We start from the raw sequence: 17,513 nt of genomic DNA, 5'->3' as shown, positions 1-17,513 counted from the left end.
GTCTATTCCTTCACCGCCGCGCTGCTTGCCTGACCCTGAGCAAGCTGGGTGGCGGAATCTTCCGTCGCCTGAGCCTGCTTGCGCTCGCGCACTTCGCCCGTCGTATCGTCGACGGTTACATCCACTGGCTCGACATCCTGACCGGCGCGAACGAGCTGCGAGCCTTCGACAATAACCCGGTCGCCAGCGGCAACGCCGCTGATGACCAGCCAATTGTTGCCGACGCTCTGGCTGACTTCCAGAACACGTTCCTCAACCTTGTTTTCCGCATTGACGAACAGACCGGTCGGCTCGCCCTTGGCGTTGCGTGTCACACCGCGCTGCGGCACCAGGAAACTGTTGGGCGCGACGCCTTCTTCAACCAGTGCGCGAACAAACATGCCCGGCAACAGCAGGCGATCCGGATTGGGGAATGTTGCGCGCAGCGTGAAGGTGCCCGTCGTTTCACTCACGGCAGATTCCGCGAATTCCAGCTTGCCCGACAGCGGATAGATCGCACCGGTTTCGAGCTTCAGGCGAACAGTGACATTTTCACCGCTGATCTTGATACGACCGTCCTGAATTGCCTGACGCAGATTGAGCAGATTGGTGCTCGATTGCGTCACATCGACATTGATCGGGTCAAGCGTGCGGATCGTGGTCAGCGCCGTATCCTGGCTGGCTGTCACCAGCGCGCCCGGCGTCAGGGTCGACCGGTCAATGCGCCCGCCGATGGGGGCTTTGATAGACGTATAATTGAGATTGATCTGCGCTGTATCGAGCGCCGCCTTGGCAGCCGCAACATCCGCATTGGCCTGCGCCAGCGACGCGATTGCATTGTCGAGGTCCTGCTTGCTGACTGCGTTCTGCTTGATCAGGCCCTGATAGCGCGTCACCATGGATTGTGCGCTCGGCACAGTGGCTTCCGCTTTCTGGAGAGCCGCCGCCGCACTGTCATAAGCAGCCTGATAGCTGGCGGGATCGATCTGATAGAGCGCGTCGCCCTCATTGACCTCGCCGCCTTCGGTGAACAGTCTTTTCTGAATGATACCGCCAACCTGCGGCCTGACTTCAGCCACCAGCGACGCCGTCGTGCGCCCTGGCATTTCCGCATTGATGGACACCGATTGCGGCTGCAAGGTCACAACACTGACCTGCGGCTTGGGCGCACCACCGGCGGCGGCATTCTGGGATTGCTCTTGAGAACAGGCCGACACTATCAGAAGCGAGGCGGCTGCGAGCGCCATTCCGAAAGACCGCACACCTGGGAGGGAGCTGCGGGGCTTGCCATGGGAGATCAGCGGCTGAACCATACTATAGACCTTGTTTACTGAGCGATTTGGTTGCGACCGGCAGTGTCACCGTTTGTGCAATGCCGTTCGGCGTCTTGTTGGCGATATCGATGCACCCTCCCATGCGTTCGATAATCTCCTTTGCGATAGCTAGTCCAAGTCCTGCACCGGGATGCATTTTGCGGCGTCCCGCATCCACCCGGAAAAACGGCTCGAAGATGCGTCCCATCATCTCCTCCGGAATGCCCGGTCCGTCATCTTCTATAAGAACGATTGCCTTGCCGTTCTTCTCAACACTCGACACAACCGCGTGATGACCATGGGTTGCAGCATTGATCATCAGGTTGCGCAGCGCCCGTGTCAGCGCAATCGGGTTTGCCTGCACCATAATGGGCTGTGTGACTTTTGCTGTCTGCAACTCTGCCGAATAGCCAATCGCCCGCAATTCCGTGACCAGTTCGGTCACGAGGCGGTCGAGTTGCAAAATCTCCGTCGCACCATTGCTGTCCACTTCCTCGCGCACGAGGCGGATCGCGCTATCGGCAATAGAATCGAGTTCTTGCAGATCGGCCAGCCACTTTGTGCGCTCCGTCTCGTCCGTAACGAATTCGGCACGAAGCCGCATACGCGTCATGGGAGTCCGCAGGTCGTGACCGGCGGCAGCGACCAACCGCATACGGCTTTCCATCGCGGCTTTAAGCCGTGTCGAAAGCTGGTTGATAGCCTTCGCGGTGGCTCGCACCTCGCCCGATCCCGTCTCGGGTATCAGCGGCAGCACGCCATCTGGCCCGATACGCGTGACCGCGCCTTCCAGCAGGCGCAGCGGTTTGGTAATCTTGTCGGCGGCAAACAATGAAATGGCGGCACTGCCCAGAACGATCAGACAGATCCACAGTGCCAGCACCCGAGCCGCTCCATCCGGTGGGCCCATCTGCGGGATTTGCAGAATCAACCATTGCTCTTCACCAAGTTTGACAGAAACATTCTCTGTCCTCGGTGCATCCGCGCGACTGACAATCAGCGGCCAGTTTTTGCCATTCGCCGCCAATGCGCGTGAAATGAAACTTGTGCCTCTTTCATCGACGTCATTATCGACCGGCTGCTTTTGAAGCGTGAAACCGAGCTTCTCCGCCTCCTCGGGGTTCTTATCGAACAACGAAACGAGCAGGATGATCTGGCGCGCCAGCGGATCAGATGTCAGTTCGCGCGACGGCGGGCTGAGCACACGGTCTGCCGCAAAAGTCGCAAGCCCCACAACGGCGACAATGGCGCAGATCAACAACAGCGCGATTCGATTGCGCAACGTGTTCATCGCGTCACGACCGATGTCTTGACGGGCACGGTCAGCTGATAGCCGCCATTGCGAACAGTTTTAAAAATATCCCCGGCCTGGCTATCATCCAGCTTGCGGCGCAACCGGCTCATGAGAACGTCAATCGAACGGTCCAGCGGGCCACGGCCACGCCCCTGCGTGAAATCGAGCAGTTGATCGCGCGACAGCAGGCGTCCCGGACGCTCCACAAACACTTTCAACAAGTCAAATTCAGCCGCCGTCAGTTCGATCTGTGCGCCATCCTGCTTCACAACCTTGCGCAATTGCGGGTCGAGCGAGAAATCACCGAAATGAAAAATCGTCACATCGTCGCTCGTCGTTGAGGCAACATGCTGGCTGCGGCGCAGCACAGCCTTGATGCGCGCCGTCAGCTCCCGCGGATTGAACGGCTTGCCGAGATAATCATCAGCACCGATTTCCAGACCGATGATACGGTCGACATCCTCTTTCAATGCCGTCAGCAGGATGACCGGAATACTTGGCTCCCGATCCCGCAGCCGTCTGCAAATATCGAGGCCGGAACCGTCCGGCAGCATGACATCCAGCACGATCAGATTGGGGTTGGTTTCCGTGAGGCGCTTTTCGCATTCGCGCCGATCACCCGCCACAGAAACACGAAAACCCTGTTCGCTGATATAGCGAGACAGCAGTGATCGAATTTCCGGGTCGTCATCGACAATCAGTATATGCGGAGGAACACTCATTCAGACTCGTGTCGTTTAACATGCAGATATTGTTGCACGCTACTATAGCTGCTTCACGACGAGTATTTCTTATTTTTTTGTAACTGAATATTTCCAAGTGAAAGCGAGAAACATTCAGCAACAAATTTGCTGAGACCGCATGCACAGCAACACTTCGGACGTAGGCGATCAGGCCCTTTCGCTGATTACTCGCCGCAAAAGCGTGTTGGCCGTATTGATATCCCTGCTCTCAAACTCACGAAATAGTTTCTGATGCACACCATCAAGGAGCTTTTGCATGATGGAAACGACGCGGTGCCCCTCTTCGGTCAACCTGATCCTGTTCGCTCGTCTGTTGTTCTCATCCACCTCGCGACGCGCAAGCTGAAGTGCCTCCAGTGAATCGATCATCCGCACCAGCGATGCCGCCGTCAGCCCCATTTCCGTTGCGATATCAATCTGTTTGGCGCCATCCCCCACATGCGCAATCCAGAACAGGCAAGCCGCGATCCCCGAATCAAGTCCGAGATCGAGTAACGCCTCGTTTGCGAGTGATCGCCATATTTTCGCGGAAACAAGTATATTTGCCATCAAATCCCGCAACAAAGTCAATTTTTCTGCGTCAATTGCCATCGATAATACTTCTTTTCCAATTACTCGCCCCTCAAGGCACGATTAAAAGCTCACATTCTGAAATGAATGATTATACTATCAATCAAATTCAAAAAATCGCAACTTTTTGAAAAATAATGACAATTGTATAATTAGCTTACCAATTATCATTTAGATATAATTATAAAACTAGCACCAATTTAATATAAATAAAAAGTATAAATAATAATATATTGTGGTAATTGGTATCATTGCTGCAACATTTAAATAACAATTGAATGTATTACTTTTTACGTTGTTGAGGCGACGCGGTCACGGATGTATAAATGGGCCTCATAAAATTCACGCTGAATCGAGGCAACTCTTATGAAAATGAAGACCGTTCTGATCTCTTCGGCTGCGACGATGATCTCCTTTTCATCCTATGCTGCCGACGCAATCATCGCGCCAGAGCCTGAAGGTGTTGAGTATATGCGTGTTTGCGACGCCTATGGCACGGGCTATTTCTACATCCCCGGCACGGAAACCTGCCTGCGTATCCACGGCTATCTGCGTTACGATATTAAGGGCGGCGACGATGTCTACTCTGGCATTGATCGCGAAGGCTGGGACAAAACTGCCCGCTTTGCGCTTCGCACCTCGACCGGTTCGGAAACCGAATTCGGCACCTTGAAGACTTTTACTGAAACCCGCTTCAACTATTGGGCAAACAGTTCCGGCATCAGCGATGTATATGGTGATGCGGATTCGGATGTTGTCCTGCGATATGCCTTTATCGAACTCGGCGGACTGAGGGTCGGTATCGACGACTCGGAATTCCACACCTTCACCGGCTATCTCGGCGATATCATCAATGATGACGTGGTTTCACCCGGCGCTTATCGCACCGGCAAGATCTCGTACACATTTGGAGGCAGCAGCGGCTTTTCCGCAGTCATTGCCCTCGAACAGGGCGGTGACAATGACGGCGGCTATATCAACCCCGACGGTCACGATTACACCATTGACGGCTATGTACCGCATGTCGTCGGCGGATTGAAATATGCGGGCGGCTGGGGGGCAATCGCAGGTGTTGTGGCCTATGACTCAGTCATTGAAGCGTGGGCTGCCAAGGTCCGTGGCGACGTCAATCTGACCGACCGTTTTTCGCTCTGGCTGCAGGGCGCATATTCTTCGGAAGACGATCCGGATCAGATGTATGGCCAGTGGGGCGGCGACTGGGCAGTATGGGGCGGCTTGAAATTCAAGGCGACCGACAAGGTGGTTTTCAATCTGCAAGGCGCGCATGATGATTGGGGTAAGACCGCTGCTGCGGCCAATATCGCCTATCAAATCGTCCCCGGTTTCACCATCACTCCGGAAGTCAACTACACCAAATTCGGTGGCGAGTGGAAGCGCTATGAAGCTGATGTGCGCGACAATACCGTCAACGATGCCTGGGGCGGCACAGTTCGCTTTCAGCGGTCGTTTTAAAAGCAAAGCCCAATCCGGCATTGCCATTGTGATGATCTGACCTCCAGTCGAGATAACATCACAAAGGGGCAGCGACAGACGTCATGTCTGTCGCTGCTTTCTATACTGCAAGCAACGATCAGTTTGTTGCCTTATGCAGACAGTCTTCCATAGCTGGCCAGAACTTCGCGCAGCTTGTCGTGGTCGATAGCCTGAATGAGCAGACGGTCATAGGAAGTCCCGCCCATATCCTCAGCTGCAATCATCGCATTGACCACCGCTTCCTCCACGCTGTCGACTGCAGCGAGATAGAAAGGATCGAGCGGTTCGTCATTGACGACTTCCATCTGGAGGAAGGGCTCGGAACGATGTTGCATCGGGCGCTGATTGGCCGTCGAGAAGGCCAGGAAAATATCGCCTGAGTTGTTGCCGCCCGGCGTGCCGTTACGACCGATACCGATAGCGGCGCGGCGCGCCAGCCGCTGCAGCTGATGTGGCATCAAGGGCAAGTCGGTTGCCAGCACCACGATGATGGAACCGCGCTCCTGCAACTGGCTTTGCGGGGTGCCGTCGCGCATATGCTTGCCGACCGGAACACCGGCAATGGTCAACCAGTCGCGCTGGCCATGATTGGCCTGCACCAGCGCACCAATTGTGAAGCTGCGGCCACCGAACTCCACAACGCGGGATGCTGTACCCGTGCCGCCTTTGAAGCCATAGGTGACCATAGCCGTACCGCCGCCGCAATTGCCTTCCTGCACCGGGCCGGAAGCAGCGCTGTCGAGCGCCTTGCGCACATCGGTTTCCGTGACGGGAAAGCCGTTGATATCGTTCAGCGCACCATCATAGGTTTCGGCAATAACCGGCATGATCCAGAGGAAATCGTCGGTCTGGTAGGTCGAGGCATAGCGGTCCACCATCCAGCGTGTGGTGGCGTGATGGGCCATGCCGATACCATGCGTATTGGTGATGACGACGGGGCCAAGGAAATAACCGCCATCCGCGATCCAGTGCGTGCCCGTCATTTCACCATTGCCATTGAAGCGATGAATACCGGCATAGACCGGAACCGGCGTCTCCGACTGCATATGCGGTACAATTGCGGTCACGCCACTGCGCGCCGGACGCTTGCGACCTGGACGCGGCTCGTTCTCGATGATCGTCTGGAAGCCGACCCCGATGCCATCGACATCGGTGATCGCATTATTGGGGCCAGTGCGCCCGGTAAAAGGGATGCCGAGGTCGCGGCCACGCGGTTTGCGGATAGGTGTCTGTGAAGTCATGTTATTTCTTCCGAGAGCGAAGATAGAGACCGAGCGAAGCCACGACGAAAGAGAAGGTCAGCATCATGACGGCGATCGCATTGATTTCCGGTTTGATGCCGCGTCGCAGCATGGCGAAGATGAACATCGGCAGGGTCGTAACATCAACGCCTGCGATGAAATAGGTGATGACGAGGTCATCCATGGAAATGATGAAGGCAAGCAGTGCCCCACCAAGAATGCCGGGCATGAGCTGGGGCATGACGACCTTGCGGAACGTCGTCCATTCATTGGCGCCGAGATCTGCCGATGCATGTTCCAGCGTGCGGTCCATACCGGCCAGCCGGGCCGAAACCACGATGAAGACATAGGAGATCAGAAACGTGCATTGCCCGATGATGATCGTCGTCAGTCCCAGATGAATACCCGCATTGACGAAGAAGATCAAAAGCGCAATGCCCAGCACGATATCCGGCATCAGCATCGGCATGAAAAGCGTCACCTGATAGAAGCGCTTTCCCAGAAAATTGTAGCGATGCATGGCCAGCGCCAGAGCGGTTCCGAGAACGGTCGAGATGAGCGTCGTTGAAATCGCGATTTTCAGGCTATTGAACACGGCGGCCACAAGCTGGTCGGTCGATTCAATATAGAGCGCGCTTTCGGAAACGCCTGTCTTGAAGCCCAACACCTGTGCATACCAGTCGGTGGTAAAGCCGCTCCACACCATCATGTTCACCGGATTGGCGTTGAACGAATAGACGATGATGAGCGCAAGCGGGATATAGATGAAGGCGAAGAACAAGGCGACGTAGAGCAGCAATCCGCCATTGAAGAGAGTACGGGCGATTTTCATGAATATCTCCCCTTACCGCGACAGCGCTTCGGCGGCATTACGCCGGTTGGTCAAAAGCACATAGAACAACAGCAGCACCAGCATGACGGCCATCACCATCATGGCGAGCGCCGACCCGAACGGCCAGTTGCGCGCCGAGAGAAACTGCCCTTCGATGAGATTGCCGAGCATCATCACCTTGGCACCGCCGAGCACGGCAGGCACAACGAAATTTCCAAGTGATGGAATGAAGACAATCACCGAACCGGCGGCAATGCCGGGTGCGGTCAGCGGCAGGACAATCCGGAAGAATGTCCGCACCGGACCTGCCCCCAGATCAAGCGACGCCTGCACCAGACGCCAGTCCAGCTTTTCAATGCTGGCATAGACCGGCATGAACATGAATGGCAGGAACACATAGACCATGCCCAGCACGATGGCCCCGTCGGTATAGATCATATCCAATGGACGCGAAATGATGCCGAGCGACATCAGCGTTTCATTGATGAGGCCTGTCGGGCGCAGGATCATCACCCAGACGAACAGCCGCACAATCAGGCTGGCGAAGAACGGCAGGGTAATGAGAAAAATGCAGAAATTCTTCCACCGGTCGGGAAGCCTGCTGATGTAGAACGCGGCGGGATAAGCGACCAGCAAGGCGGCAATGACCGTCACGATGGCTATCCGGACTGAGCGAAAGAAAATCGATAGGTAGATGGGGTCGTATTCCTCGAATGCCGGGTCGGCAAAACCCAGAATGCGCCCGAAATTATGCGGGTAGAACTCCCATTCGACACCGCCATAAAGACCGGGCGCGAGAAAGCTCGTCACCACCATAATTCCGAGCGGTATGGCGAAGAAGACGATCAGAAACAGTGTCGCCGGTCCAAGCAGAACCGTCAGTTGCATGCGCCGCAGGGCAGCGAGATTCATCACGCACCCTCCCCTTCACACAGAAGGTGGACCGTAGCCGGATCGTAATACCAGCGCGCGGCCTGCCCCGGCTGCAGATCATTGACAGAGTTTCGATCCACCGCCGGAATCTGCGCCATCAGCTTGCGCCCGGACGCGAGACGCCCAAGCAGCTCGAAAGACGAGCCGACAAAGACGATCTGGTCGAGCGTGACATCGAGCGCGCCATGTCTTTCATTGCGCGCGACAAGCGAGAAATTTTCGGGCCGCAGAAGTGCGGTAACCTTGCCTTTGGCTTTGCCGTCACCGTCGTGATGTAACACCGTCCCATCCCCCAGCACGAAGCCCTTGGCGTCGGCTTGCCCTTCCAGCAAATTGCTGGCGCCAACGAAATTGGCGACGAATGCATTGACCGGGCGGTCGTACACAACACGCGGCGTGTCCAGCTGCTGGATGCGCCCATTGGAGAGCACCGCCACGCGATCCGACATGGTCAGCGCTTCCTGCTGGTCATGGGTGACGAAGATGAAGGTAATGCCCAATTCGTGCTGCAAGGTTTTTAGTTCGAACTGCATCGCCTCGCGCAGGTTCTTGTCGAGCGCGGATAGCGGCTCATCCAGCAGCAGAACTTTTGGCCGTGCCACAATGGCCCGGGCCAAAGCGACACGCTGCTGCTGACCACCAGAGAGCTGACGCGGCAGGCGGGCTTCCATACCGGCCAATCCCACCATCTGCAAAACAGCCCTGACGCGCTCCGTGCGCTCGGCCTTGCCGACACCCGCGACTTCGAGAGCATATCCGGCGTTCTGCCCGACGCTCATATGCGGAAACAGCGCATAGTTCTGGAAGACCGTATTGACCGGACGGCGATAAGGCGGACGGTCCGTCATGTCCACGCCGTCGATCTCGATCCGCCCGCTATCCAGTGCGGCAAATCCGCTGATTGCCTGCAACAACGTCGTCTTGCCGCAACCCGACGGGCCCAGCAATGTGATGAACTCATTCCGACCAATATCCAGATCGATACCGTCCAGTGCCTTGACCTCGCCGCCCTCCGGACTGGCAAATGTCTTGGCGGCGGACACCAGCCGCACAATCGCATCGCGCATTTTTCGTTCCCCGAAATGTTATTGAATTAACTCTTGCGTGATTTGGTTATGTTGATACCATATTCCGGTACAAGTCAACGCCTCGAAGACCCATCCTTTCCGTCATCAGCGATAAGCGGGAAAGGCTGCGGCCTTTGAGAAAAATGTGACAAACGACAAGGGGAACTACAATGACGACCTTCAAGGGTGCCGTTCAGCGCCTCGGGCTGATTGCGCTTACGGTTATGGGCATGTCTACCGGCAAAAGCTTCGCAGACGAGCTGAACATCTATAACTGGGGCGAGTATATCAATCCCGCCGTTCTTCAGAAATTTGAGGAAGAGACCAAGATCAAGGTCAATCTTTCCACCTATTCCTCCAATGAGGAAATGCTGGCCAAGATTCAGGGCGGCGCCAGCGGCTATGACATCGTGTTTCCGTCCGTGCATATGCAGGACATCATGGCCAAGCTCGATCTGCTGGCCAAGACCGACATCAACACCTATGAGGGCTTCAAGAATATCGATCCGAAGTTCCTTCGCGCCAAAAGCGACCCCAAGGGCGAATATTGCCTGCCCTATGCCTTCGGAACTGTCGGCATTCTCTATAACCGGCGTGTGCTCGGCAAGGATATAACCGGCTGGAAAGACCTGCTGGCGACGGTCAAGGAAAAGAAGCTCAAGATCACCCTTCTCGACGATATGCGCGAAGTGCTGAGTGTTGGCCTCATCCTCAACGGCAATTCCGTGAATTCGACCGACCCGGCGCAGCTTCAGAAAGCTGCCGATACGGTGATCGAGATGAAGCCTTATGTGGCCGCTTTCACCTATGATTCCCGACCGATGGTCGGCGCTGGTGACGTTGCCGCCGCGCATTTCTTCGTCGGCAGCATGATCGACGTCTTCGGCAACCCGAAAGACCTCGGCTATGTCATTCCGGAAGAAGGCGCAACCATGTATCAGGAAGATATGTGCGTTCTCAAAACGTCCCCGAACAAGGACAATGCTATCAAGTTCATGCAGTTCTACACGCGGCCTGAAATTGCAGCGCTCAATGTTGCCCAACAGACCAACGGTACGCCCAATGTGCCTGCCCGGCAGCTGACGCCAGACAACATCAAGAGCAGCACGGAAATCAACCCGACCGACGAAACGATGAAGCGGCTTCAGATCTTCGAAGATCTTGGCTCCGGCGTTCGCCAGCTCGACCGGGTCTGGACAAAGGTAAAAACGGCACAATAAGCTGTTGCATCACCTCCAGTCGCCGCTATAGCGACTGGAGCACATCCCGAAAATCTTGATACGATTTTTGGATAAGATGTGCTCAAAACAAATAGATAGAGCGGTTGGATGATTCAGTTCCAAGGGGAACCGCTGAGGTGCTTACGGGAGGGGTAAGATTTGGCTAAAGACATTCTCGTACGCCTGCAAAGCGCCGAGCTGCGTAAATCCAAGGCCGACAAGCTGATCGCCAGCTATATCGAGCGCAACATCGCTGATCTTCCATTCGAGACGGCAAAGTCCATCGCCGAACGGCTGGGTATTTCTCAAATGACCGTGGGGCGTTACCTGCGACGGCTGGGCTTCGACGGACTGGAAGAACTGAAAACGGCGCTCAGGCGCGGTCGTTCCAATCCGGCATGGCAGGTGAAGGGACCGGTCGCCCGGCTTCAGCAGGATTTCCGCGAAGGAAAACTGCTCGCCGGTCTGGTACAGGAGCAGATCGAGAATCTTGGCACCGTCTATGAGCTGACCACCAGCCCGGAATGGCAGCAGACCATCGACGCGCTGATCGACGCGCGCGAAGTCTATGTTGCCGCCTATCAGAATGTGCGCGGCATCGCGCAATATTTTGCATCGCAACTTTCCTATTCGCGCCCCGGCGTCTCCTTCGTGGATGGACTGAACGGCACCTATGCGGAACTGCTGGACGGCTCCGTCGAAAACCGCGTGCTGTTTCTGCACGATGTGCGCCGCTTTGCCTCCAAGGCGCGCCCTCTGGCGATCGAAGCGCGCCGTGTCGGCGTGAAGGTGATCCTGCTGACCGACGAGTTCTGCTCCTGGGCAAATGAAGTCGCCGACATCGCGCTCATCGTCCCCGGCTCTCACGGCCCGCTCTGGGATGGCGCGGCGACGATGACGGCGATCATGGACCTCATGCTGTCGCATATCATCATTCTGCTCGGCAGCGCTGTCGATGAACGCGTGCAACAACTGACCCGCTTGCAGGATATTTTCGGCGACTTCGAGAGTTAGGCGTTCGCCTGCTCCAAGAATTCATGCACGGATATGGTGCTGTTCCCGGTCCCGGCTGCCTGAATTGCCAGCACGGTCGCGAGTGTCATCATTCCATCGCGTGCGGACACCAAAGGCTCCGCCTCGCGACGGATGACCGACAGAAAATGGTCGAGCTGATTGACATAGGCGCGCGACCGATCCAACGAAACATGCTGGCGCAGAAGCGGGTCCTGCCAGTTGCCATCCGGATTTTCGTGCCGCCACAAATCCATACCGGGTGCCGTTAAACAGCCTTTTGTGCCGCCGAAATAGTAGGCATTCTCCGGCTGATGCGGGAAATAAAGCGCCTGCCCCGCAGCCGTGTCCCAGTTGAAAGGCGAGACCACCGTATCGCTCATCAGGAAACTGCCGAGCGCACCGTTTTCAAACCGGAGCCCAATGCTGGCCGTGTCTTCGACTTCGAACGCACGGACAGCGTTGGAAGTGAAAGCCTGTACGGAATGGATATCGCCGCAAATATATCGCAGGCAATCAATGTCATGGATCAGATTGATCAGCAGTGGTCCACCACCTGCCCGGCGACGCCATTCGGCATTGAAATAGTGCCCCGGCTTATCGGTGAGCCACATGCCATGCACGGCAACCAGCCGACCGATCATTCCCTCGGCAATCAATTGCCTGCTTTTCTGAATGTCGGGGCTGTGCCGACGTTGATGTCCGACCAGTACCGGCACATCTGAACTTTCGCTGGCCCGGACCAGCGCAACTGCGGTTTCAAGCCTGTCGGAAATCGGCTTTTCGACGAGACTGACGATGCCGCGCTCAACGCAGGCCAACGCTGCCGAAACATGCAATGCATTCGGCGAGGCGATGATGACCCCATCGGGTTTGACCTCATCCAGCATCGTTTCAAAATCGAGAAAGTGGCGAACACCGATGGCGGAAGCATAGAACACGCTTTCATCCGACACATCCGAGATCGCAACCAGTTCCGCATCTGGGTTTGCCGATATCAACGTGACATGTTCACGGCCAATCAAGCCTGCGCCAATCAGCGCGATGCGAAGTGGCGCCATCAGCACACACTCTCTCGACCAAGCAGACGTGTGATCTTCAAACCGCGCGATTTATCAAATGATCTGTCCGTCATTGTTCCTCCCCAGGATATTTCGGCAGCACTCACGATCAGGGACGATCCACAGATCATCCGAGAAAGTCTCAAACCCTGCTGCAAGTCAGGATATCACATTGTAACAGGAACGCGAGACATGTATGATAAAGTGTCGAATATCTGAGATATCTCCTAATGCGTTACGAATCTTCCAATGAGTCCATCGCTGAAAGCTGCTATCGCCGCATTCGCACCGATATTATCTTCGGGCGACTGGCGCCTGCACAACGGTTACGGCTGGAAAGCCTGAAGGATTCCTACGACACCAGCGTCAGCACACTGCGTGAAATTCTCAACCGTCTGTCGTCGGAGGGCTTTGTCGTCGCCGAGGGTCAGCGCGGTTTCGAAGTCGCCCCCATGTCGGATGCCGATCTCAAGGAAATCGCCGCATTGCGCCTGCTGCTGGAAACCCACGCGCTAGAACAGTCCTTCGCCTTCGGCGGCATGGATTGGGAGGCGCAACTGGTCTCGTCGCACTACAAGCTGGCACGGATGGAGCAGATCATGGCGTCAGGTGATGCCAGCCGAGCGGAAGAGTGGAAGCGCTATGACTGGGAGTTTCATCAGGCGCTGATTTCAGCCTGTGGTTCCCGGCTGTTAATGGAAACCCATGCCACCGTCTTCGATAAATATCTGCGCTATCAGATGGTTGCGCTGTCCTATCGTGGCGACGTCGCGGAAAAGGAACACAAGCAGTTGCTCGATGCGGCACTGGCGCGCAATGCGACCGAAGCAAAAGCCATTCTTATCAAACATATAGATGGCGGCGTCCAACATGCGCTGGCCGGGGGCACGCTGCCCTGATCGGCTGCCCTTCCCGCTATCGTTATTGAACGTGACCGCCACGCAAAAGGAAACACCATGCTGCGGGAAGACAGTGCATCCACCGAAACCGTCAGCGATGTGGTTTTCCGGCAGATCCGCAAGGACATCATTTCCGGAACATTGCCGCCACGAGCCAAGATCAAGCTTGAACAGGCGAAGGAGCGCTATTCGATCAGCGTTTCGTCACTGCGCGAAATCCTCAACCGCCTGACGACGGAAAATCTCGTCGTGGCCGAGGGGCAGCGCGGCTTCGAAGTCAGCCCCGCCTCCCGCAAGGAGCTGGAGGAACTGGCCGATCTGCGCGGAGTTCTCGAAACCCATGCCATCGCGCTTTCCTTTGCATCTGGCGACCTTGAATGGGAAGGGCGTATCGTTGCTGCCCATCATAAGCTCGCGGCGGCGGAAAGGGTTCTGCTTGCGGGCGATGCTTCGCGCACCATCGACTGGGTTCGTTACGACTGGGAATTTCATCAAGCCATTGTGTCGGCATGCGATTCGGAAACGCTGCTGACGGCGCTATCCTCGGTGTTCGACCGCTTTCTGCGCTATCACATGCTGGCACAGACATTTCGCGGACGCCCTGTTGTGGACGACCACAAATTGCTGTTTGAACTGGCCGTTGCGCGGGACGTCGAAGGCGCTCAAGCCGTCATACGCCGCCATATCCAGAGCGGCGTGGAGCATATTCTCAAAAGCGGACGTATTGCCTGATCGGTCATCTGCCCAATCACGCCCGCTCTAGCGGCGGGCGGGAAAATCCGTTTTATGTAAAATTCAAAATCTCATATGATTTGGATAAACTCGGTTGATTTGCCAAGCATCATCTGCCAAACATATAATCATACGGCCATCTGATCCACGGGAGAGGATCGATAGAGCGCCAGTTTTTGGGAGGAGGAACGAATGTTTAAGTCTATGCTGACACGTCGTCACATGATGCTGGGCGCGGCAGCGCTGGTGGCAGCCGTTGGGCTCGCCAAGCCCGCAGCCGCCATTACGCCAGAGGAAATCAAAGCGCGCGGCAAGCTCATCGTCGGCATTCAGGGCGACAACCCGCCATGGGGTTTTGTGACGAGCGCAGGCCAGCAGGATGGTCTCGACGCCGATATCGCCAATCTGTTCGGCAAAGAACTCGGCGTGCCGGTCGAATTCGTACCGCTTGAAGTGAACAACCGCATTCCCGCGCTGACCACGGGACGCGTTGACGTGCTGTTCGCGACCATGGCCATGCTGCCGGAGCGCGCCAAGGCCGTTCAGTTCAGCAAGCCTTATGTAGCGAATGCCATCGTACTGATCGGCCCGAAATCCATGTCGATCAAAACCAATGACGACATGGCCAATCTCACCATTGGCGTTGCCAAAGGCGCTGCACAGGACACGCAGGTTACCAAGAATGCGCCATCCAGCGCCACCATCCGTCGTTATGACGGCGATGCGCCGAGCGTACAGGCTCTGGCGTCCGGTCAGGTGCAGGCGCTTGGCGGCAACATCTTCTATATGGACCGCGTCGAAAAGGCCCGTCCGGGTGAGTTCGAAAACAAGCTGGAATTCCAGAAGCTCTATAACGGCGCTTGCACGCGTCTGGGCGAAAAGGAACTCAACGCTTCGATCAACACCTTCATCGACAAGATCAAGGACAATGGCGAGCTGAAGAAAATCTACGATAAGTGGATGAAAGTGCCTGTTCCGGAATTCCCGGAAAAGCTTGAAGGCGTTTCCTTCACGGCGAACTGATAATTCAGCGATCCTGATTGCAGACGCTGGCTAACAGCATTTTCGGCAAAAGCGCGAAGTCGCTTTGCGTTCAAGTGCATAAAACGAGAATTGGGGAGGCTCCGGGGGGCGCTTTTCCGATTAACAAACGCCAGCGTCTGCAACCGTTTCCTCATGTCGTAAAACGGCCCACCCGCCGTTTCGGGAAGCACCATGTCCAGAACCATCTTTATTTTGAACGGCCCCAATCTCAATCTGCTCGGCGAGCGCGAGCCGACAGTCTATGGCACCACGACGCTTGCCGATATTCGCGACCGCGCGACGCAAGTGGCCGAGACACTTGGTTTTACGGTGGATTTTCGCCAGACCAATTTTGAGGGAGAACTGGTGGAAAGCGTGCATCAGGCGCGCAAGCAAGCTTGCGGTATCATCGTCAATCCGGCGGGCTATACATTTACTTCAGTCGCCTTGCTTGACGCCTTGAAGATGTTCGACGGCCCGAAGATCGAGTTGCATATTTCGAACGTCCATGCCCGCGAGAGCATCTACCACAATTCACTTATTTCACGCGTCGCAACCGGCATCCTGATTGGCTTCGGCGCAAATGGTTATGAGCTGGCCGTGCAAGCCATGGCAAAGATGGTCGACAAAGACTGACCGACAGACATCTGGCCGCATCGGTCAATTGGAGCAAAGAGAACAACGGCGACCAGAAAGACGACGTCGCCCAAGGCTCAAGGCCTGTTGTTCAAGAGCAAACAGACAGAGCGAACGATGAATTATACTCTGGATTTCACGCCGGTCATCGATGGCCTCCCCAACCTGCTGCTTGCCTGTTTGGGAACCTTTACCATGGCCATATTCGGCATGTTGCTGGCAATCGTCATCGGCATTGGCGGTGTACTGCTGCGCGGCTCACGCTTCTGGTTTCTGCGCTGGCTGGTCATCGGCTTTGTCGAACTCATCCGCAACACGCCATTTCTCGTCCAGATCTTCTTCATCTATTTCGCATTGCCGCTTGCCGGTGTCCGGCTCGACCCGACGCCAACCGCTATCATCGCGCTGGGCATCAATGGCGGAGCCTATGCCATCGAGATCATTCGCGGCGGCGTTCAATCCATTCCAAAGGGCCAGATCGAGGCTGGCATCGCGCTTGGCCTGCATAAGGCACAGGTCTTCCGGCTGATCGTGCTGAAACCGGCCTTGCGGGCGATTTTCCCGTCGCTGACAAGCCAGTTCATCCTGTTGACGCTGACAACCAGCATTGCCTCGGCAATCTCGGCCTATGAACTGACTTCAGTTGCCCAGCGCATCGAATCCGACAGCTTCCGCAGCTTCGAGGTCTATTTTACCGTCACGGCGTTCTATCTGGTGATTTCCTGGGTCATGATGCGCCTCTTCTCCTTCATCTCGGCGCGCTATTTCGCCTATCCGGTCAAGTAGGAGTTTTCCCATGGGTCACGATGAATTTGTCTTCCTGCTGATCGGATTGAAGTGGACGGTAGTGCTCTCGGCTGTTGGCTTTGTCTGCGGTTGCACCGCAGGTCTCGGCATTGCCTTGCTGCGCACTTCGGGCATTCCAGCACTGGAACGGATGACGGCAACCTATATCGCGGTCTTTCAGGGAACACCGCTTTTGATGCAGCTCTTTGTGGTCTATTACGGCCTTGCGCTCATCGGGCTGAAACTCGATGCATGGCTTGCCGTTGCGATTGGCCTGACACTGCATGCCAGCGCCTATCTGGGCGAAATCTGGCGCGGGTCCATTGAAGCGGTGCCCAAGGGCCAGACAGAAGCTGCGAAAGCGCTCAGCCTTCGCTATTTCTGGCGCATGAAGGACGTGATCCTGCCGCAGGCGATCCGCATTTCGCTGCCTGCCACCATCGGCTTTCTGGTGCAGCTGATCAAGGGAACCTCGCTTGCCTCCATCGTCGGCTTTACCGAGCTGACACGGGCCGGAAACATCATTTCGAACCAGATTTTCGAACCGCTCACCGTCTTCGGCATTGTTGGCGCGCTCTATTTCCTGATGTGCTGCCCGCTGACAATCTTCGGTGCGCATCTTGAACGCAAATTTGCCGCGTCGAGCCGCTGACCACCACGACACTGCCCGGAGTGACCC

19 protein-coding genes are annotated in these 17,513 nt (G+C 56.1%); 8 read left to right on the top strand and 11 right to left on the bottom strand.

Annotated features, from left to right (window positions below; all coding sequences use genetic code 11):
* Positions 1–2: 2 nt before the first annotated feature.
* The 10 genes from FHW00_RS02600 to FHW00_RS02560 form a co-directional block, all read right to left on the bottom strand.
* Positions 3–1,226: an efflux RND transporter periplasmic adaptor subunit gene (locus tag FHW00_RS02600; RefSeq protein WP_113533504.1), complete on the bottom strand. Its 1,224-nt coding sequence runs from the start codon at positions 1,224–1,226 to the stop codon at positions 3–5.
* Positions 1,227–1,293: 67 nt separating this feature from the next.
* The gene (locus FHW00_RS02595) at positions 1,294–2,583 is read right to left on the bottom strand and encodes an ATP-binding protein (RefSeq protein ID WP_078336753.1); all 1,290 of its coding nucleotides are present in this window, start codon (positions 2,581–2,583) and stop codon (positions 1,294–1,296) included.
* On the bottom strand, positions 2,580–3,308 hold the full coding sequence (locus FHW00_RS02590; RefSeq protein ID WP_078336752.1) for a response regulator: 729 nt from the start codon (positions 3,306–3,308) through the stop codon (positions 2,580–2,582). The genes FHW00_RS02595 and FHW00_RS02590 overlap by 4 nt, the downstream gene beginning before the upstream one ends.
* Positions 3,309–3,476: 168 nt before the next feature.
* Positions 3,477–3,920, bottom strand: a complete 444-nt coding sequence (locus FHW00_RS02585; RefSeq protein ID WP_078336751.1) for a MarR family winged helix-turn-helix transcriptional regulator — start codon at positions 3,918–3,920, stop codon at positions 3,477–3,479.
* Between the two features lie 396 nt (positions 3,921–4,316).
* Positions 4,317–4,721, bottom strand: coding sequence for a hypothetical protein (locus tag FHW00_RS24485; RefSeq protein ID WP_445557842.1), 405 nt, complete (start codon positions 4,719–4,721; stop codon positions 4,317–4,319).
* 264 nt (positions 4,722–4,985) lie between these two features.
* On the bottom strand, positions 4,986–5,186 hold the full coding sequence (locus FHW00_RS24480) for a hypothetical protein (protein ID WP_445557856.1): 201 nt from the start codon (positions 5,184–5,186) through the stop codon (positions 4,986–4,988).
* Between the two features lie 317 nt (positions 5,187–5,503).
* Positions 5,504–6,634 carry a DmpA family aminopeptidase gene (locus FHW00_RS02575; RefSeq protein ID WP_078336749.1) on the bottom strand — a complete coding sequence of 377 codons (1,131 nt, stop codon included), beginning with the start codon at positions 6,632–6,634 and terminating at the stop codon, positions 5,504–5,506.
* Between the two features lies 1 nt (position 6,635).
* Positions 6,636–7,466: an ABC transporter permease gene (locus tag FHW00_RS02570; RefSeq protein ID WP_078336748.1), complete on the bottom strand. Its 831-nt coding sequence runs from the start codon at positions 7,464–7,466 to the stop codon at positions 6,636–6,638.
* A 12-nt stretch (positions 7,467–7,478) separates the two neighbouring features.
* Complete coding sequence (locus FHW00_RS02565) at positions 7,479–8,378, bottom strand: ABC transporter permease (RefSeq protein ID WP_078336747.1); 900 nt, start codon at positions 8,376–8,378, stop codon at positions 7,479–7,481.
* On the bottom strand, positions 8,378–9,466 hold the full coding sequence (locus FHW00_RS02560) for an ABC transporter ATP-binding protein (RefSeq protein ID WP_078336746.1): 1,089 nt from the start codon (positions 9,464–9,466) through the stop codon (positions 8,378–8,380). The genes FHW00_RS02565 and FHW00_RS02560 overlap by 1 nt, the downstream gene beginning before the upstream one ends.
* A gap of 170 nt (positions 9,467–9,636) precedes the next feature.
* Here FHW00_RS02560 and FHW00_RS02555 point away from each other — a divergent pair, with 170 nt between their 5' ends.
* Both FHW00_RS02555 and FHW00_RS02550 read left to right on the top strand, forming a co-directional pair.
* Positions 9,637–10,686, top strand: coding sequence for a polyamine ABC transporter substrate-binding protein (locus tag FHW00_RS02555; protein ID WP_078336745.1), 1,050 nt, complete (start codon positions 9,637–9,639; stop codon positions 10,684–10,686).
* Positions 10,687–10,845: 159 nt separating this feature from the next.
* Entirely contained in the window at positions 10,846–11,700 is an 855-nt protein-coding gene (locus tag FHW00_RS02550; protein ID WP_078336744.1) for a MurR/RpiR family transcriptional regulator, read from the top strand.
* On the opposite strand, the gene FHW00_RS02545 is transcribed toward FHW00_RS02550, so the two are convergent.
* The gene (locus tag FHW00_RS02545; RefSeq protein WP_078336743.1) at positions 11,697–12,758 is read right to left on the bottom strand and encodes a Gfo/Idh/MocA family protein; all 1,062 of its coding nucleotides are present in this window, start codon (positions 12,756–12,758) and stop codon (positions 11,697–11,699) included. The two genes, FHW00_RS02550 and FHW00_RS02545, sit on opposite strands and share 4 nt — an antisense overlap.
* Before the next feature lie 230 nt (positions 12,759–12,988).
* Between FHW00_RS02545 and FHW00_RS02540 the strand changes: the two genes are divergently transcribed.
* From FHW00_RS02540 to FHW00_RS02515, 6 genes are all read left to right on the top strand, one after another.
* Positions 12,989–13,657, top strand: coding sequence for a GntR family transcriptional regulator (locus FHW00_RS02540; protein ID WP_078336742.1), 669 nt, complete (start codon positions 12,989–12,991; stop codon positions 13,655–13,657).
* A 57-nt stretch (positions 13,658–13,714) separates the two neighbouring features.
* Positions 13,715–14,389: a GntR family transcriptional regulator gene (locus FHW00_RS02535; protein WP_078336741.1), complete on the top strand. Its 675-nt coding sequence runs from the start codon at positions 13,715–13,717 to the stop codon at positions 14,387–14,389.
* A 192-nt stretch (positions 14,390–14,581) separates the two neighbouring features.
* The gene (locus FHW00_RS02530) at positions 14,582–15,412 is read left to right on the top strand and encodes a transporter substrate-binding domain-containing protein (RefSeq protein WP_078336740.1); all 831 of its coding nucleotides are present in this window, start codon (positions 14,582–14,584) and stop codon (positions 15,410–15,412) included.
* Between the two features lie 192 nt (positions 15,413–15,604).
* Entirely contained in the window at positions 15,605–16,048 is a 444-nt protein-coding gene (gene aroQ / locus FHW00_RS02525; protein ID WP_078336739.1) for a type II 3-dehydroquinate dehydratase, read from the top strand.
* A gap of 117 nt (positions 16,049–16,165) precedes the next feature.
* Positions 16,166–16,834, top strand: a complete 669-nt coding sequence (locus FHW00_RS02520) for an amino acid ABC transporter permease (RefSeq protein ID WP_078336738.1) — start codon at positions 16,166–16,168, stop codon at positions 16,832–16,834.
* 10 nt (positions 16,835–16,844) lie between these two features.
* Positions 16,845–17,486 (top strand): amino acid ABC transporter permease, encoded by a 642-nt coding sequence (locus tag FHW00_RS02515; protein WP_078336737.1) that lies wholly within the window; start codon positions 16,845–16,847, stop codon positions 17,484–17,486.
* Positions 17,487–17,513: the final 27 nt, after the last annotated feature.

Source organism: Ochrobactrum sp. P6BSIII, from assembly GCF_014138065.1.
Taxonomy (GTDB): domain Bacteria; phylum Pseudomonadota; class Alphaproteobacteria; order Rhizobiales; family Rhizobiaceae; genus Brucella.
Note: the sequence above shows the minus strand (reverse complement) of the source record. Positions and strands in the feature narration are given on the sequence as shown.

Bases quoted from the DNA above. Each gene is read 5' to 3' on its own strand.
- FHW00_RS02600 (WP_113533504.1), bottom strand. From the start codon at position 1,226: ATGGCGCTCGCAGCCGCCTCGCTTCTGATAGTGTCGGCCTGTTCTCAA.
- FHW00_RS02595 (WP_078336753.1), bottom strand. From the start codon at position 2,583: ATGAACACGTTGCGCAATCGAATCGCGCTGTTGTTGATCTGCGCCATT.
- FHW00_RS02590 (WP_078336752.1), bottom strand. From the start codon at position 3,308: ATGAGTGTTCCTCCGCATATACTGATTGTCGATGACGACCCGGAAATT.
- FHW00_RS02585 (WP_078336751.1), bottom strand. From the start codon at position 3,920: ATGGCAATTGACGCAGAAAAATTGACTTTGTTGCGGGATTTGATGGCA.
- FHW00_RS24480 (WP_445557856.1), bottom strand. From the start codon at position 5,186: ATGCGCGCCTTGCAGATTGAAAACCACCTTGTCGGTCGCCTTGAATTT.
- FHW00_RS02575 (WP_078336749.1), bottom strand. From the start codon at position 6,634: ATGACTTCACAGACACCTATCCGCAAACCGCGTGGCCGCGACCTCGGC.
- FHW00_RS02570 (WP_078336748.1), bottom strand. From the start codon at position 7,466: ATGAAAATCGCCCGTACTCTCTTCAATGGCGGATTGCTGCTCTACGTC.
- FHW00_RS02565 (WP_078336747.1), bottom strand. From the start codon at position 8,378: ATGAATCTCGCTGCCCTGCGGCGCATGCAACTGACGGTTCTGCTTGGA.
- FHW00_RS02560 (WP_078336746.1), bottom strand. From the start codon at position 9,466: ATGCGCGATGCGATTGTGCGGCTGGTGTCCGCCGCCAAGACATTTGCC.
- FHW00_RS02555 (WP_078336745.1), top strand. From the start codon at position 9,637: ATGACGACCTTCAAGGGTGCCGTTCAGCGCCTCGGGCTGATTGCGCTT.
- FHW00_RS02545 (WP_078336743.1), bottom strand. From the start codon at position 12,758: ATGGCGCCACTTCGCATCGCGCTGATTGGCGCAGGCTTGATTGGCCGT.
- FHW00_RS02540 (WP_078336742.1), top strand. From the start codon at position 12,989: ATGCGTTACGAATCTTCCAATGAGTCCATCGCTGAAAGCTGCTATCGC.
- FHW00_RS02535 (WP_078336741.1), top strand. From the start codon at position 13,715: ATGCTGCGGGAAGACAGTGCATCCACCGAAACCGTCAGCGATGTGGTT.
- FHW00_RS02530 (WP_078336740.1), top strand. From the start codon at position 14,582: ATGTTTAAGTCTATGCTGACACGTCGTCACATGATGCTGGGCGCGGCA.
- aroQ (WP_078336739.1), top strand. From the start codon at position 15,605: ATGTCCAGAACCATCTTTATTTTGAACGGCCCCAATCTCAATCTGCTC.
- FHW00_RS02520 (WP_078336738.1), top strand. From the start codon at position 16,166: ATGAATTATACTCTGGATTTCACGCCGGTCATCGATGGCCTCCCCAAC.
- FHW00_RS02515 (WP_078336737.1), top strand. From the start codon at position 16,845: ATGGGTCACGATGAATTTGTCTTCCTGCTGATCGGATTGAAGTGGACG.